At 39.8% G+C, this 14,576-nt stretch carries 12 protein-coding genes; 11 read left to right on the top strand and 1 reads right to left on the bottom strand.

All coding sequences use genetic code 11. The features are described from left to right. The first annotated feature begins 53 nt into the window (after positions 1-53). The 9 genes from BZG42_RS06095 (at position 54) to BZG42_RS06055 (ending at position 9,681) form a co-directional block, all read left to right on the top strand. Positions 54-728, top strand: a complete 675-nt coding sequence (locus BZG42_RS06095; protein ID WP_155995930.1) for a DnaD domain-containing protein — start codon at positions 54-56, stop codon at positions 726-728. Position 729: 1 nt separating this feature from the next. Further along, positions 730-1,416 (top strand): tRNA (adenine(22)-N(1))-methyltransferase, encoded by a 687-nt coding sequence (locus BZG42_RS06090; protein WP_155995928.1) that lies wholly within the window; start codon positions 730-732, stop codon positions 1,414-1,416. After that, positions 1,403-2,194 carry a Nif3-like dinuclear metal center hexameric protein gene (locus BZG42_RS06085; protein WP_024531962.1) on the top strand — a complete coding sequence of 264 codons (792 nt, stop codon included), beginning with the start codon at positions 1,403-1,405 and terminating at the stop codon, positions 2,192-2,194. The genes BZG42_RS06090 and BZG42_RS06085 overlap by 14 nt, the downstream gene beginning before the upstream one ends. 240 nt (positions 2,195-2,434) lie before the next feature. Further along, positions 2,435-3,307, top strand: coding sequence for a glucose-1-phosphate thymidylyltransferase RfbA (rfbA, locus tag BZG42_RS06080; RefSeq protein ID WP_024531963.1), 873 nt, complete (start codon positions 2,435-2,437; stop codon positions 3,305-3,307). Continuing rightward, positions 3,304-3,897 (top strand): dTDP-4-dehydrorhamnose 3,5-epimerase family protein, encoded by a 594-nt coding sequence (locus BZG42_RS06075; protein ID WP_155969614.1) that lies wholly within the window; start codon positions 3,304-3,306, stop codon positions 3,895-3,897. Before rfbA ends, BZG42_RS06075 begins: the two co-directional genes overlap by 4 nt. Then, on the top strand, positions 3,897-4,385 hold the full coding sequence (locus BZG42_RS06070; RefSeq protein WP_024531965.1) for a phosphoribosylanthranilate isomerase: 489 nt from the start codon (positions 3,897-3,899) through the stop codon (positions 4,383-4,385). The genes BZG42_RS06075 and BZG42_RS06070 overlap by 1 nt, the downstream gene beginning before the upstream one ends. 82 nt (positions 4,386-4,467) lie before the next feature. Next, on the top strand, positions 4,468-5,514 hold the full coding sequence (gene rfbB, locus BZG42_RS06065; RefSeq protein WP_120171863.1) for a dTDP-glucose 4,6-dehydratase: 1,047 nt from the start codon (positions 4,468-4,470) through the stop codon (positions 5,512-5,514). A gap of 51 nt (positions 5,515-5,565) precedes the next feature. After that, positions 5,566-6,417, top strand: coding sequence for a dTDP-4-dehydrorhamnose reductase (gene rfbD, locus BZG42_RS06060; RefSeq protein WP_155995926.1), 852 nt, complete (start codon positions 5,566-5,568; stop codon positions 6,415-6,417). Between the two features lie 15 nt (positions 6,418-6,432). Next, entirely contained in the window at positions 6,433-9,681 is a 3,249-nt protein-coding gene (locus BZG42_RS06055) for a GBS Bsp-like repeat-containing protein (protein WP_159780102.1), read from the top strand. 49 nt (positions 9,682-9,730) lie between these two features. Here BZG42_RS06055 and BZG42_RS06050 read toward each other — a convergent pair whose 3' ends face one another. After that, the gene (locus BZG42_RS06050; protein ID WP_155995414.1) at positions 9,731-12,283 is read right to left on the bottom strand and encodes an LTA synthase family protein; all 2,553 of its coding nucleotides are present in this window, start codon (positions 12,281-12,283) and stop codon (positions 9,731-9,733) included. 216 nt (positions 12,284-12,499) lie between these two features. Here BZG42_RS06050 and cps2T point away from each other — a divergent pair, with 216 nt between their 5' ends. Continuing rightward, on the top strand, positions 12,500-13,648 hold the full coding sequence (cps2T, locus tag BZG42_RS06045; protein WP_155995416.1) for a beta 1-4 rhamnosyltransferase Cps2T: 1,149 nt from the start codon (positions 12,500-12,502) through the stop codon (positions 13,646-13,648). After that, a complete protein-coding gene (locus BZG42_RS06040) occupies positions 13,645-14,574 on the top strand; it encodes a glycosyltransferase family 2 protein (RefSeq protein WP_155995418.1) in 930 nt (309 codons plus the stop codon). Before cps2T ends, BZG42_RS06040 begins: the two co-directional genes overlap by 4 nt. Positions 14,575-14,576: the final 2 nt, after the last annotated feature.

Raw genomic sequence — 14,576 nt, 5'->3', positions numbered from 1 at the left:
CCCAAGCTTTTCTAGACTTTGGGATGCACTATATGAATCTTTAAAGAGGAAGTATGAACTATTCACAGCAATTTCAGCAGGGGTATCTGGTTTTGCCTGCAGCCATCTTATTTCATTACCAAGAGCTTTTTCCGTCAGCAGATGACTTTTTGATATGGCAATTTTTCTTTCATCAGAATTCATCATCCATGGAGTCTCTAGCACCAAGTGAAATTGCACAAGCAACTGGTAAGACTGTTGCTCAGGTTAACCAAGCTATTGAAAATCTACAAGAAGCCGGTCTTTTGGAATTTAAAACAATCAGCATTGCAGGTGAAATTGAAATGATATTTAATGCTTTTCCTGCTTTGGAACGACTAGATCATCTCTTGTTACAGAAGCAGCGGCCGGAACTTATACAGCCAGAGAATGATTTAAAGACCTTAGTTGGTGATTTTGAACGAGAACTTGGTCGTTTCTTATCACCTTTTGAGGTTGAGGACTTACAGAAAACTGTTGAGGATGATAAGACTTCTGTGGATTTAGTGCGTGCAGCCTTGAAAGAAGCGGTTTTTAATAACAAGACCAATTGGAAATATATCCAGGCTATTCTACGAAATTGGCGTCGGGAGGGAATTACTACTCCTGCTCAGGTAGAAGCCAAGAATGCAGAAAGAGAGATTCAGACACCTAAGAATGTAGCAGTATCAAGTGATTTTCTTGATGCGATGGATCTTTGGAAAGAGTAAAATGGAAACAAAATTATCAAAAAGATTGGAGACAGTCGCAAGTTTTGTGCCTAAAGGAGCACGTTTAGTAGATGTAGGGAGTGATCATGCTTATCTCCCTCTTTTTTTGGTGGAGCAAGGACAAGTTGATTTTGCGATAGCTGGTGAGGTTGTTCAAGGTCCTTATCGGTCAGCCTTACAAAATGTGGAACAGGCAGGGAAATTGGATAAGATTCAAGTTCGTTTAGCAAATGGTTTGGCGGCTGTAGAAGTGGCTGATAATATCACCGCAATTACTATCGCAGGCATGGGTGGTAGGCTCATTGCCGATATTTTGGAAGCTGGAAAAGATAAATTAGCAAACGTTGAGCGCTTGATTCTCCAGCCTAATAATCGTGAGGATGATGTCCGTCGCTGGCTTGAAAAAAATCAGTTCAAATTGATTGCTGAAGAGATTCTGGAAGAAAATGGCAAATTCTACGAAGTCCTCGTTGCAGAATCTGGGCAGATGAAGTTATTGGAAATTGAACATCGGTTCGGTCCGTATTTATTAGAACAAAAGTCTTCGATTTTTATCAAAAAGTGGCATAAGGAACAGGAAAAGTTAAAAGTAGCTTTTGAACAAATTCCACTGGAATGCGGTGAAGATCGACTTGTTATTTTTCATAAAATCAAACAGATTGAGGAGGCTCTCTATGTTAGCAAGTAAAGTTATCGAACGCTATCAGGCTTTTTGTCCAACTAGTTTATCCATGGAAGGTGATTCGGGGTTGCAAATCGGTACACTCAGCAAAGAAGTCAAACGCGTCATGGTGGCCTTGGATATTCGAGAAACAACGGTAGCAGAAGCCATTGATAAGCAGATTGATTTGATTATTGTCAAACATGCACCAATTTTCCGACCACTAAAAGATTTGGTGGAAGATAACCCACAGACAAAAATATACCTAGATTTGGTCAAAAACGATATTGCGGTCTATGTCAGCCATACAGATATCGATGTGGTTGAAGGAGGGATGAATGATTGGTTCTGTGAATTGCTAGATATAAAAGATACGACTTACCTGCATGAAACTGCCGAAGGTCAAGGAGTCGGTCGTATTGGGACGATAGCAGAGCAGAGTCTGGAAGAATTGGCCTTGAAAGTTAAGTCCGTCTTTGATTTGGATGCTGTTCGTCTGGTTGCCTATAATCATCAAACTAAACAGCGTGTCAGTCGCATTGCTATTTGTGGAGGTAGCGGAGGCTCTTTTTATCAAGATGCCCTAACTAAAGGAGCAGACGTATACATCACAGGAGATATTTATTACCACACAGGGCAGGATATGCTAACTCAAGGACTTTTGGCAATTGATCCCGGCCATCATATCGAAGTCTTGTTTATCACTAAAATTGCAGGTCTATTAGAAAAATGGAAGGTAGAGGAGAATTGGGAGTTGGAAATTTTAGCCTCAACCATTTCGACTAATCCATTTAGGCATTTATAAACTACTATAGGTAAAGGTACCTTTACAACTGTCGATAAATTTTAGGAAATATTTACCTATCAGTTTATTACTAACATATTTTATTTATTGGGTTTTATGGCAGGATTTGTCCAAGTGATTTTGGATATTGCTGTGGAATAAATTCTGAAAAAGGCTATTTTTATAGTTTTTTTCCTACTGACAATGTCTTTGGAAATATGGTATAATGAACTGATATTAATTTAGGGAAGGTATTCTTACATGAAAGGTATTATTCTGGCAGGTGGATCAGGAACTCGGCTTTATCCACTTACGCGTGCAGCTTCAAAACAGTTGATGCCCATTTATGATAAACCGATGATTTACTATCCGCTATCAACACTTATGTTAGCTGGGATTAAAGAGATTTTGATTATTTCCACACCTCAAGATTTGCCACGTTTTGAGGACATGTTAGGAGATGGATCTGAATTGGGAATCTCGCTTTCTTATGCTGAGCAACCAAGTCCAGATGGGTTGGCCCAAGCGTTCATTATTGGCGAAGAGTTCATTGGTGATGACCCTGTTGCGCTTATCTTGGGAGATAATATCTATCATGGTAATGGTTTGACCAAGATGTTGCAACGGGCAGCAAGTAAGGAAACTGGTGCAACAGTCTTTGGTTATCAAGTGAAAGACCCAGAGCGTTTTGGTGTTGTGGAGTTTGACTCAGATATGAATGCTATATCCATTGAAGAAAAACCGGAGCAGCCAAAGTCAAATTTTGCGGTTACAGGTCTCTATTTCTATGACAATGATGTTGTGGAGATTGCTAAAAATATCAAGCCATCACCTCGTGGAGAACTTGAGATCACAGATGTCAACAAAGCCTACCTTGAGCGTGGAGATTTGTCTGTTGAGCTAATGGGACGTGGATTTGCATGGCTGGATACAGGCACGCATGAGAGCTTACTAGAAGCAGCGCAGTACATTGAGACTGTTCAACGCTTGCAGAATGTTCAAGTTGCCAATTTAGAAGAAATTGCCTATCGTATGGGCTATATCAGCAAGGAACAAGTGCATGAATTGGCACAGCCACTCAAGAAAAATGAATACGGACAGTATCTGCTCCGTTTGATTGGAGAAACTGAATGATAGAAAACTTTTTCGGAAAAACATTAGCAGCACGTGCAGTAGAAACTATCCCCGGCATGTTGGAATTCGATATTCCAGTTCACGGAGATAATCGTGGCTGGTTTAAGGAAAATTTTCAAAAGGAAAAAATGCTTCCACTGGGTTTTCCAGAAAGTTTCTTTGCCGAAGGAAAGTTGCAAAATAATGTCAGTTTTTCACGTAAGAATGTCCTTAGGGGACTTCATGCTGAGCCTTGGGACAAGTACATCTCTGTAGCAGATAGTGGTAAGGTTTTAGGAACTTGGGTTGATCTGCGTGAAGGTGACACTTTTGGGAATACCTATCAGACAATCATTGATGCGAGTAAGGGAATTTTTGTACCGCGCGGTGTTGCTAACGGATTTCAAGTACTGTCAGATTTTGTAGCTTATAGCTATCTAGTCAATGATTACTGGGCTTTGGAGCTCAAGCCTAAGTATGCCTTTGTTAACTATGCGGATCCTAGTTTGGACATCACTTGGGAAAATCTGGCAGAGGCAGAAGTTTCTGAAGCCGATAAGAACCACCCCTTGCTCAAGGATGTTAAACCCTTAAAAAAAGAGGATTTGTAATGTTTTCAGTATTTTTGGAAATAGCAGAGCAGCTCAATAAGATTGGCATAACTCCTTTGTTAATGGGCTCTGTTGGATTGGAACTTAGGACCGCTCAAGACTGGCAAGCTAGAGATTTGGATATTCACGTGCCAGGTGATCCAAGGGGCTGGCAAGTCTCTGATGAAGAACGGATTTACCAGTTTGAGGCCATTCATCAGGTTATGGTAACGCTTGGTTATAAGCTTGTTGACCGTCATGAACACGAGTATCAAAAGGATGATTTGTCTATCGAGTTTGGTGTCATAGATACTCTCCCTGATTTTGCAGGTATCCGCTTAGAAGAATTGGAAGAGCAAGTGACAAAAGGAGTTCATTATTATCTACCAACCTTGGAGCAGTACTTGGCTATTTATCAATCCTCTTCAAAAGATTCTTACCGAGCTGATCAAAATAACCATAAAGATTTTGCAAAAATTGACTACCTAAGTCAATCACTAAAGAACTAAGGTGCGCAAAGCGAGCCTGACCAATATATCATTGCTGTCCGAACGACTTGAGATGGCACATAAAAAAATAAATGGAGAAATCATGTCAGAATTCAAACATATTATTGTCACAGGTGGAGCTGGCTTCATCGGTTCAAACTTTGTGCACTACGTTTACAATAACCATCCAGATGTCCATGTGACTGTTCTGGATAAATTGACTTATGCGGGTAACCGTGCCAATTTAGAAGCAATTCTGGGTGACCGTGTAGAGTTGGTTGTCGGTGACATCGCTGATGCTGAGCTGGTGGACAAGTTAGCAGCCAACGCTGATGCGATTGTCCACTATGCAGCTGAAAGTCACAATGATAACTCGCTCAATGATCCATCACCATTCATCCATACCAACTTTATCGGGACTTACACCCTTTTGGAAGCTGCTCGTAAGTATGATATTCGCTTCCATCATGTATCAACGGATGAAGTTTATGGCGATCTTCCTCTACGTGAAGATTTACCAGGGCATGGTGAAGGACCAGGTGAGAAATTCACTGCTGATACCAACTACAACCCAAGTTCGCCTTATTCATCAACAAAAGCAGCTTCTGATTTGATTGTTAAAGCCTGGGTGCGTTCATTTGGTGTTAAGGCCACTATCTCCAACTGTTCAAACAACTACGGACCTTACCAACATATTGAAAAATTCATTCCTCGTCAGATTACCAATATTTTGGCCGGTATCAAACCAAAGCTCTATGGTGAAGGCAAGAATGTTCGTGACTGGATTCACACCAATGATCACTCAACAGGTGTTTGGGCTATCTTGACCAAGGGTCGTATAGGGGAAACTTACCTAATTGGTGCTGATGGTGAGAAGAATAATAAGGAAGTTCTTGAACTAATTTTAGAGAAAATGGGGCAACCTAAAGATGCTTACGATCATGTGACAGACCGTGCTGGTCATGATTTACGTTATGCCATTGATGCTAGCAAACTTCGTGATGAACTTGGGTGGGAGCCACGATTTACCAACTTCTCAGAAGGTTTAGAAGAGACCATCAAGTGGTACACCGATAATAAAGAATGGTGGCAAGGTGAAAAAGCAGCGGTCGAAGCTAATTACGCCAAAACGCAAGAGGTAATCGAATAAACTAAAGGCTAGGGCAAGTGCTCAAGCCTTTCTTAAAACAAAGGAGCAAACATGATTTTAATTACAGGTGCAAATGGTCAGTTAGGGACTGAATTGCGTTACCTTTTGGACGAACGTGGTATCAAATACATTGCCGCAGATGTTGCAGAAATGGATATTACAGATGCGGAAACAGTTGATACATTTTTTGCAGAAGTAAAGCCAACTGTCGTTTACCATTGCGCAGCTTATACCGCAGTTGATATGGCGGAAGATGAAGGTAAAGAATTGAACTACAAAATAAATGTTATCGGTTCTGAAAATATTGCCAAGGCAGCTGCTAAGTATGATGCAATTCTTGTTTACATCTCCACAGACTATGTCTTCGATGGTAATCTGTCAGTTGGTCAAGAATGGCAGGTCAATGATCAACCAAATCCCCAGTCTGAGTACGGTCGTGCCAAACGCTTAGGCGAAGAGGCAGTTGAGAAATTTGCCGATAAGTTCTACACTGTGCGTACGGCTTGGGTATTTGGTAACTATGGTAAAAACTTTGTCTTTACTATGCAAAATCTTGCTGAGACACGTGACACCTTGACTGTTGTCAACGACCAGCATGGGCGCCCAACTTGGACACGGACCTTGGCGGAATTTATGGTTCATCTAGTGGATACAAAGCAAGAATTTGGTTACTACCATTTGTCAAATGACGCGAATGAAGATACAACCTGGTTTGACTTTGCAGTAGAAATCCTCAAGGATACCAATACTACGGTACTACCGGTGGCTTCTAGTCAATTCCCTGCTAAAGCTAAACGCCCATTTAATTCAACTATGAGCCTAGCTAAGGCGAAAGCAACTGGCTTTATCATTCCGACCTGGCAAGAAGCATTAGAGGAATTTTATAAACAAGAGAAAAAATAGGATAACGGATTTTATATGAAAAAGAAAACCTTATTATTTCTTTCTTTGTGTGCGTTGCTATCATCTAGTCAACTTGTTCAAGCAGATACTATAGACGCACCATCAAGTCATGTTTCTTCAACAGCAATGGCTAATACTGGTGGTCAGTTATCTGTGGTTGAAGAAGCAGGACAAATGAAGGCTATCTTATCTCAGATCACAGGAGAAATTATTGGCATAACTGCTCAGTTTAGTTCAGAAACTAGTGTTGGCTATCCCCTTACATTTTCAATTGATGAATACGGAAGATATGTAGCGATTCTGGATCGTACAAACTTTTCTCAAGACGATCGAGATTTTACACTGAAATTAACAGCACAACTCACTGATGGTAGCTCGCAACAATTAACGGATTATAGTTTTAAATGGGAAGTGGAAAAGCATGATGTTGCAAGTACTCCAACATCCTCAGGAGGTAGTCAAGCAGCTTCAACCAATATAAGAGCGAAAGCAGTGTCGACTGTTGCTAGTCATTCAACAACTTCAGCCACAAGCAGAACAGAAAGTTCATTGAGTGCGTCATCAAATGTTTCACAAACTCAGGTGAGTACTGGTTCAACAATAGCTAGTCAGCCTACTGGTACCATTACCGTTGAGAACCGTAATGATGCTCAAGGCACCTTTGATGTTCGTATTACCAATGTCTCCTCTCAGCAGGGTATCAGTAAGGTCTTGGTCCCAACTTGGACAGAAACCAACGGTCAGGATGATATTATTTACCATACCGCAGATCGCCAACCAGATGGTAGCTACCTGTTGAAAGTTAATAAATCTCAGCACAAAAATGGCACTGGCAAGTACAATGTTCACTTGTATTACCGTGGCTTTGATGGCAGTATGACCTATGTTGCACAGACCACGACTAGCTTGTCAGAGGTTTCTACTACGGGCAATTTGAGTATTGCCAATGTTAACCATCAAACAGGCACCTTTGATGTTCGTATTACCAATGTCTCCTCTCAGCAGGGTATCAGTAAGGTCTTGGTCCCAACTTGGACAGAGACCAACGGTCAGGATGATATTATTTACCATACCGCAGATCGCCAACCAGATGGTAGTTACCTGCTGAAAGTTAATAAATCTCAGCACAAAAATGGCACTGGCAGGTACAATGTTCACTTGTATTACCGTGGCTTTGATGGTAGTATGACCTATGTTGCACAGACCACGACTAGCTTGTCAGAGGTTTCTACTACGGGCAATTTGAGTATTGCCAATGTTAACCATCAAACAGGCACCTTTGATGTTCGTATTACCAATGTCTCCTCTCAGCAGGGTATCAGTAAGGTCTTGGTCCCAACTTGGACAGAGACCAACGGTCAGGATGATATTATTTACCATACCGCAGATCGCCAACCAGATGGTAGTTACCTGCTGAAAGTTAATAAATCTCAGCATAAAAATGGCACTGGCAAGTACAATGTTCACTTGTATTACCGAGGCTTTGATGGCAGTATGACCTATGTTGCACAGACCACGACTAGCTTGTCAGAGGTTTCTACTACGGGCAATTTGAGTATTGCCAATGTTAACCATCAAACAGGTAGTTTTGATGTTCGTATTACCAATGTCTCCTCCCAACAAGGTATCAGTAAGGTCTTGGTCCCAACTTGGACAGAGACCAACGGTCAGGATGATATTATTTACCATACCGCAGATCGCCAACCAGATGGTAGTTACCTGCTGAAAGTTAATAAATCTCAGCATAAAAATGGCACTGGCAAGTACAATGTTCACTTGTATTACCGAGGCTTTGATGGCAGTATGACCTATGTTGCACAGACCACGACTAGCTTGTCAGAGGTTTCTACTACGGGCAATTTGAGTATTGCCAATGTTAACCATCAAACAGGTAGTTTTGATGTTCGTATTACCAATGTCTCCTCCCAACAAGGTATCAGTAAGGTCTTGGTCCCAACTTGGACAGAGACCAACGGTCAGGATGATATTATTTACCACACCGCAGATCGCCAACCAGATGGTAGTTACCTGCTGAAAGTTAATAAATCTCAGCACAAAAATGGCACTGGCAAGTACAATGTTCACTTGTATTACCGAGGCTTTGATGGCAGTATGACCTATGTGAATGCTACCACGGTTGATTTACCTTCAGCACCACGTTCCTACACAGTCTACCTTGATCCGGGACATGGTGGTAGAGATTCTGGTGCCTCCTACGGTGGAATTCATGAAAAAAATCTCGCTATGTCTGTTGCAAATAAATTGAAAGACAGTCTTGTACAACGTGGTATCAATGTTTTAATGACCCGTACCGGTGATTACGATGTTGACTATCGTACGGAGCGTTCAAGTCTGGTTAATAAAAGCAATGCTGATCTGTTCATTAGCCTTCATTTCAATGCGACAGGAGCAGGGGTGACCGATACGAAAGGGATTGAAACTTACTGGTATAAGTATGATCCTGAGTATCAACCAAAAATTAACAAAGAAAAACACAATGATCCTACCCGATTGGCTGAAAGTGAAATCTTAGCTAATAAGGTTCAAGCAAGCTTGATTAAGGAAACTGGGGCAGTAAACCGTGGGGTGAAAAGGGAGACCTTTGCAGTGCTTCGTGAAACAGCAGTTCCAGCTATTCTAGTAGAACTTGGTTTTATGGATAATCCTTCCGAGTTGCAGGTTATCAAACAAGATTCGTATCATACTCGTCTTGCTAGAGCTTTGACAGAGGGGGTAATGGCTTGGTATGGTGCTGTCGGGGGAAAGACAATAGGGACTGAATCATTACCTATTTCTGATATGCAAAAAGGTTTCATTGATGTTTTAATACCCGCCATCAAACAAACTTCCAAGGTACATTCTATTCTTCCAAGTGTCATGTTAGCTCAAGCTATTTTAGAAAGTGCATGGGGAACGTCTCATTTGGCTACTAAGGGAAATAATCTCTTCGGTATCAAGGCCGACGAAACATGGACTGGTGATACTATCGAAATTGTAACCAACGAATACCGCAACGGAGAGCTTAAACAAGAAAAACAGTTATTTAGAAAATATAATTCATGGAAAGAAAGCATAGCTGACTATGGTAAATTCTTTACCTCTACTCCATGGAGAACAAAGAATTATCAAGGTTATAGAGAAGCGACTGATTATCAGCAAGCTATTGTTGCCTTGCGACAATCGGGATATGCAACTGATCCACGATATGGTGAAAAACTACGTTCTGTTATTGAAAGTTATAAATTGTACCGTTTGGATAATTAACTACATAGACAGTAAAATAACCTCGCTCAGTTTAGGGCGAGGTTATTTGTTACTCATATAAGTCTAAAAGTGGTTGCTTATCAACAGCGCTGTTATATTCTAATTGTAAATATGTTTGATAGAGTGGTAGTGTACCCAGATTTTCAATTTGTTGTCCATTGCTATCTAGATTACCCCAGCTAGTAATAACAGGTGCCTGATTTTGCATAGCACTTAAAAATTGCTGATATGATGACCGAGGAAGAGGATAATCAGATTCGGACAATATATCCATCAAGTATGGTACAAGGTAATTTGGGCTGATGGTTGTAGCTTCACGCTCTTTGATATGAAAATTTGACCAGATAACAAAAGGAGCAGAATATTTTGCTGATGGGTCATTTTCATCCATAAATTGAGAATAAAATTCCTGACTTAGGCTTGGCTGATGATCTCCATACATAACAATGATTGTCGGCTCTTTGTAAGAACGGAAGAAGGAAATCAAATCAGCGAAGGCTTCATCAGTTTTCTTCATACTAGTCAGAAATTCGGTTTCAGCTAAGTATTCGGATGTCGAACCATTGATACGAACTTCTCTTGGATAAGCACTCTCTGTACTTGGGTAACCTCCGTGACCTTGCATTGTCACTACAAAGCTAAATAGAGGATTGTCTGCCTTTTGAGAATAGAGCTCTTTGATTCCGTTGAATAAAAAGCTGTCAGATGGCCAGCCTCTCTCATTTGTTAGCGGTGCTAAACTACTGATTGCTGGTGTAGAATCCAGAAAATAGGATTTATTGAAACCTAAGAGAGGGTAGACTGCTCTACGATTATAATTGTTGCCAGATTGTGGATGGAGTGCGATCGTATCATAATTTTTATTCCTTAAATAAGTAGCAAAACTTGGCCGTTCCTGGGTGATAATTTGCTGATAAGGAAATAGGTTGGAGGAGAGGAGACTGATAGGATTGCTTGTCAGAACCTCGTACTCAGTGTTTGCAGTACCGCCACCATAGACAGAAACATTTAGTGTACCATGAATAGTATTTTCAACTAATGAGTGCTGATTTGCCAAAGGATCTGGCTCCATAGTCAGTCCAGCCAGATTTGAAAAGTCACTTTGCGATTCATTCTGGATAAAGATGATATTTGGTTTTACTGTCTGTTGAGCCGTCTCGGAAGGATATTCACGAAGTACTTCTTGGAGTTTTGAATTTGAGTACCCTTCTGGTTTAGAAATTTTACTATCTTCATAGAAAGAAGCAAGCGAAAGTGGTAGACCGAATTGTCCATAGGTGACATACATTTTCCAATAATCTAAGGGAATATTGGCACTATGAACGACAGTTTGACTCATTGTTGGCAAGATTGTCAGGAGAGCAATGTATCCGGTGATAACTCTAGCAAGACGCTTCATCCATCTGTAGCCATAGTTCGAGTCAAATGCTGCACTGGGGAGAGGAATAGAAATAGATAATTTTGGAAGAAAAGAAAAATATGTGATTAAAATACAGGTAAAAACAAGACTTTGTAGCATCTGATTATTAAAACTCAGCGCAAGGTTTGAAGCAACATTCAAACCATCCTCAATTTGGAGAATATTATAAAACAGTAGTGGTATTCCTCGACTGGTAATCATAATTTGATTACTGATACCAATTATTGCTGAGCTACTTAGTACCAAAATACTTGCAAATTTCAAATTTGTTATGAGCGCAAAGATACCGTACAACACTCCGATAATGATTAAATTGTTTCTAATACTCTCTATAGACAATGTTGAAAATTGTGAGTAGCTATTTTCTATGATAAAGAGTGATAATATTGGCACTGAAAGGAAACTAGCCATGAGAAATAAGACTCTTAGGCGCTTAACTATACTATTTTTAAGTTGTTTATAGCCCAAAAAGCTAGCAAATATTGATAGGGAGAGTGTAGCAAGGAGTTGATGTATCTCGACTTGGTTAAAAGAGGAGTTAAATAAAACTAAGCTATCTCGATAAAGATAGGGAAAAATAAGTGAAACTAACAAATGTTGAGTAGTGAGTAGAAGAACTAGGATAAGCAATTCATAGCGTTTGATTCTCCAAGTCGCATTATGCAGTGTATAAAATAATAGTCCAATGGATAAAATAGCAATTTGTAAATACCATAACTGATTTTCTTTTGTCAGCATAGATACCTGAGGAGTTTCAATGAAAACCATATTTTTATGACTATTGCCATCTGAGGTATCTACAGTTTTCACTAGTTTATTATCAATATACACCTTGATTGTCTTTGGTTCTTCGCTAACTCGATATTCAAATGCGACAGATTTTATCGAGGTAGGTAACTTGAACTCCATAATATTTTCTTCAGTTTGTGAAATATAGAATGTATCTACTACATTTTGGGAGACAACGTACCAATCATTTTTGACAACGTATTCTTCAACGATATATCTTCCATTTATTTGGATTCCATAAACGTATTGCTGATTTTCATCAGCTACTATACGGACAGTTCCATTATTATCCGCAGATCCGAGTTCATTTTGGATTAGGCTTACATATTTAAAAAAAGAACCACATAGGAACACGACGACAATTAGGTGAATGAGGTATTTGATAGACTTCATAAATGATTAACAATTCTAAGGTTTATTTATTTTCAATATTATACATTATATCATATCAAATTTTTTCCATAACTCAAAATCTACTTGAAGCTTGTTTTGGGGTCTCAAACGAATGAGAAATGAGGAAGAGTTTTGCAGATAAAACATGGATGGAATTAGGAAAAAAATCGAAAAAATGGTATAATAAAAAGAAGTGCAATTTGATGGAGAGGAATCATGAAACACATTTTTATCATCGGTAGTCGTGGATTACCAGCACAATATGGTGGCTTTGAGACCTTTGTCCAACAACTAGTCGGACACCAGATGTCCGAAAGCATTTGCTATCACGTGGCTTGTCTATCGGATACAAGTCACCACCAGCACTCAACTTATTTGGGTGCGGATTGTTTTACAATCAATCCCCCAAAACTTGGTCCTGCACGTGTCATTGCTTATGATATGATGGCCATCACTTATGCATTAAAAATAGTCAAGGAACAGCAGATAGAAAGGCCAATTTTCTATATTTTAGGAAATACCATAGGTGGTTTTATTGCTCCTTTTGCCAGAAAGATTCACTCTGTAGGCGGAACTCTATTTGTCAATCCAGATGGGTTGGAGTGGAGACGAGCTAAGTGGTCCAAACCTATCCAATCCTACCTAAAATTTTCTGAGAAGATGATGGCAAAATATGCTGATCTTATCATTGCAGATAATGTGGGGATTGAGAATTATATTCAATCTACATACCCAGGTACTAAGACAAGATTTATTGCTTATGGTACGGATTTAAGTCCAACAAAGTTGACACAGGGATCTGAGCAGGTTCGCAGTCATTTTGACAAATGGAGCATTAAGGAAAAAGAATTTTATCTCATCATCGGTCGTTTTGTTCCAGAAAATAATTATGCAACAGCCATTAAGGAATTTATGGCAAGTTCTACTAAACGTGATTTGGTCATTGTAGCCAATCATCAGGGCTCTGCTTATTTCCAAAGACTAAAAGAAGAGACTGACTTTGAGACGGATAGCCGCATCAAGTTTATCGGAACAGTTTATGATCAAGACCTGCTCAAGTATCTCCGACAAGAATGTCGCGCTTATATCCATGGTCATGAGGTGGGTGGGACAAATCCCAGTCTTCTGGAAGCTCTGGCTCAGACCAATGAAAATCTAGTTCTCGGTATTGACTTTAACCGAGAAGTTGCCTTAGATGGAGCACGATACTGGAGTAAGGAGCAGGGGAATCTAGCTCAACTTATAAACAATATTGACGGACAATCCGAAGCAGTGGAGTTGGGAGAAATTGCAAAGAGTCACATGCAAGAATCCTATACATGGGAAAAAATTGTCCGAGAGTACGAGGAATTATTTCTACAATGAAAGTAAATATACTCATGTCGACCTACAATGGTCAGCGGTTCTTACCAGAACAGATTCGCTCCATTCAAGAACAAACTTACACAGATTGGGAGCTTTTCATTCGCGATGATGGTTCGAGCGATCGGACTAGAGAGATTATCCAAGATTTTGTTAATCAAGATCGTCGGATTCATTTTATCGAAGAGGAACCAGGAGAAAACATAGGAGTTATCAAAAGCTTCCATCGCCTAGTCAATTACGATGTTGCAGACTATTATTTTTTCAGCGACCAAGACGATATCTGGCTACCAGATAAACTGGAAGTTAGCTTACAAAAAGCTCAGATGTATCCGATGGATAAACCACTCATGGTATACATGGACTTAAAAGTGGTTGATCAACAGTTAGAGGTCATGACCGAGAGTATGATTCGTTCCCAATCTCATCATGCTAATACTGAATTGGTTCAGGAGTTAACAGAAAATACAGTTACCGGTGGCGTTGCCATGATCAACCATCATCTAGCACAAATGTGGCGAGTAACAGAAAATATTCTCATGCATGATTGGTATTTAGCTTTGCTAGCATCCGCATTTGGAACACTGGTTTATATTGATCAGCCAGGCGAACTATATCGGCAGCATTCTGATAATGTTTTGGGTGCGAGAACTCTATCTAAACGATTTAAAAAATGGATCCGTCCTCATATTCTATTTAAAGTCTATTGGGATTTGATAAAAAGCAGTCAAAAGCAAGCTAGTCATTTGTTAGAGATGCCTCTTTCTAAGTCGAATAGAGAGTTGATTGAAGCCTTTGTATCCATTATGGATAAGCCTATGCTGGAACGTTATAGAACCTTGCGTAAGTATGGTTTGAAAAAAAATAAAACCTTTCACACATTTATATTCACAACACTGATTGTGACAAAATTTGCTTATAAGGAATAATC

It is taken from the genome of Streptococcus sp. DAT741 (genome assembly GCF_009866825.1).
GTDB lineage: Bacteria > Bacillota > Bacilli > Lactobacillales > Streptococcaceae > Streptococcus > Streptococcus ruminantium.
This window is presented reverse-complemented; position numbering and strand designations above follow the sequence as displayed.

What these genes read in the sequence shown, in the direction of transcription:
- BZG42_RS06095 (WP_155995930.1), top strand. Translation starts at nt 54, where the DNA reads ATGAACTATTCACAGCAATTTCAGCAGGGGTATCTGGTTTTGCCTGCA.
- BZG42_RS06090 (WP_155995928.1), top strand. Translation starts at nt 730, where the DNA reads ATGGAAACAAAATTATCAAAAAGATTGGAGACAGTCGCAAGTTTTGTG.
- BZG42_RS06085 (WP_024531962.1), top strand. Translation starts at nt 1,403, where the DNA reads ATGTTAGCAAGTAAAGTTATCGAACGCTATCAGGCTTTTTGTCCAACT.
- rfbA (WP_024531963.1), top strand. Translation starts at nt 2,435, where the DNA reads ATGAAAGGTATTATTCTGGCAGGTGGATCAGGAACTCGGCTTTATCCA.
- BZG42_RS06075 (WP_155969614.1), top strand. Translation starts at nt 3,304, where the DNA reads ATGATAGAAAACTTTTTCGGAAAAACATTAGCAGCACGTGCAGTAGAA.
- BZG42_RS06070 (WP_024531965.1), top strand. Translation starts at nt 3,897, where the DNA reads ATGTTTTCAGTATTTTTGGAAATAGCAGAGCAGCTCAATAAGATTGGC.
- rfbB (WP_120171863.1), top strand. Translation starts at nt 4,468, where the DNA reads ATGTCAGAATTCAAACATATTATTGTCACAGGTGGAGCTGGCTTCATC.
- rfbD (WP_155995926.1), top strand. Translation starts at nt 5,566, where the DNA reads ATGATTTTAATTACAGGTGCAAATGGTCAGTTAGGGACTGAATTGCGT.
- BZG42_RS06055 (WP_159780102.1), top strand. Translation starts at nt 6,433, where the DNA reads ATGAAAAAGAAAACCTTATTATTTCTTTCTTTGTGTGCGTTGCTATCA.
- BZG42_RS06050 (WP_155995414.1), bottom strand. Translation starts at nt 12,283, where the DNA reads ATGAAGTCTATCAAATACCTCATTCACCTAATTGTCGTCGTGTTCCTA.
- cps2T (WP_155995416.1), top strand. Translation starts at nt 12,500, where the DNA reads ATGAAACACATTTTTATCATCGGTAGTCGTGGATTACCAGCACAATAT.
- BZG42_RS06040 (WP_155995418.1), top strand. Translation starts at nt 13,645, where the DNA reads ATGAAAGTAAATATACTCATGTCGACCTACAATGGTCAGCGGTTCTTA.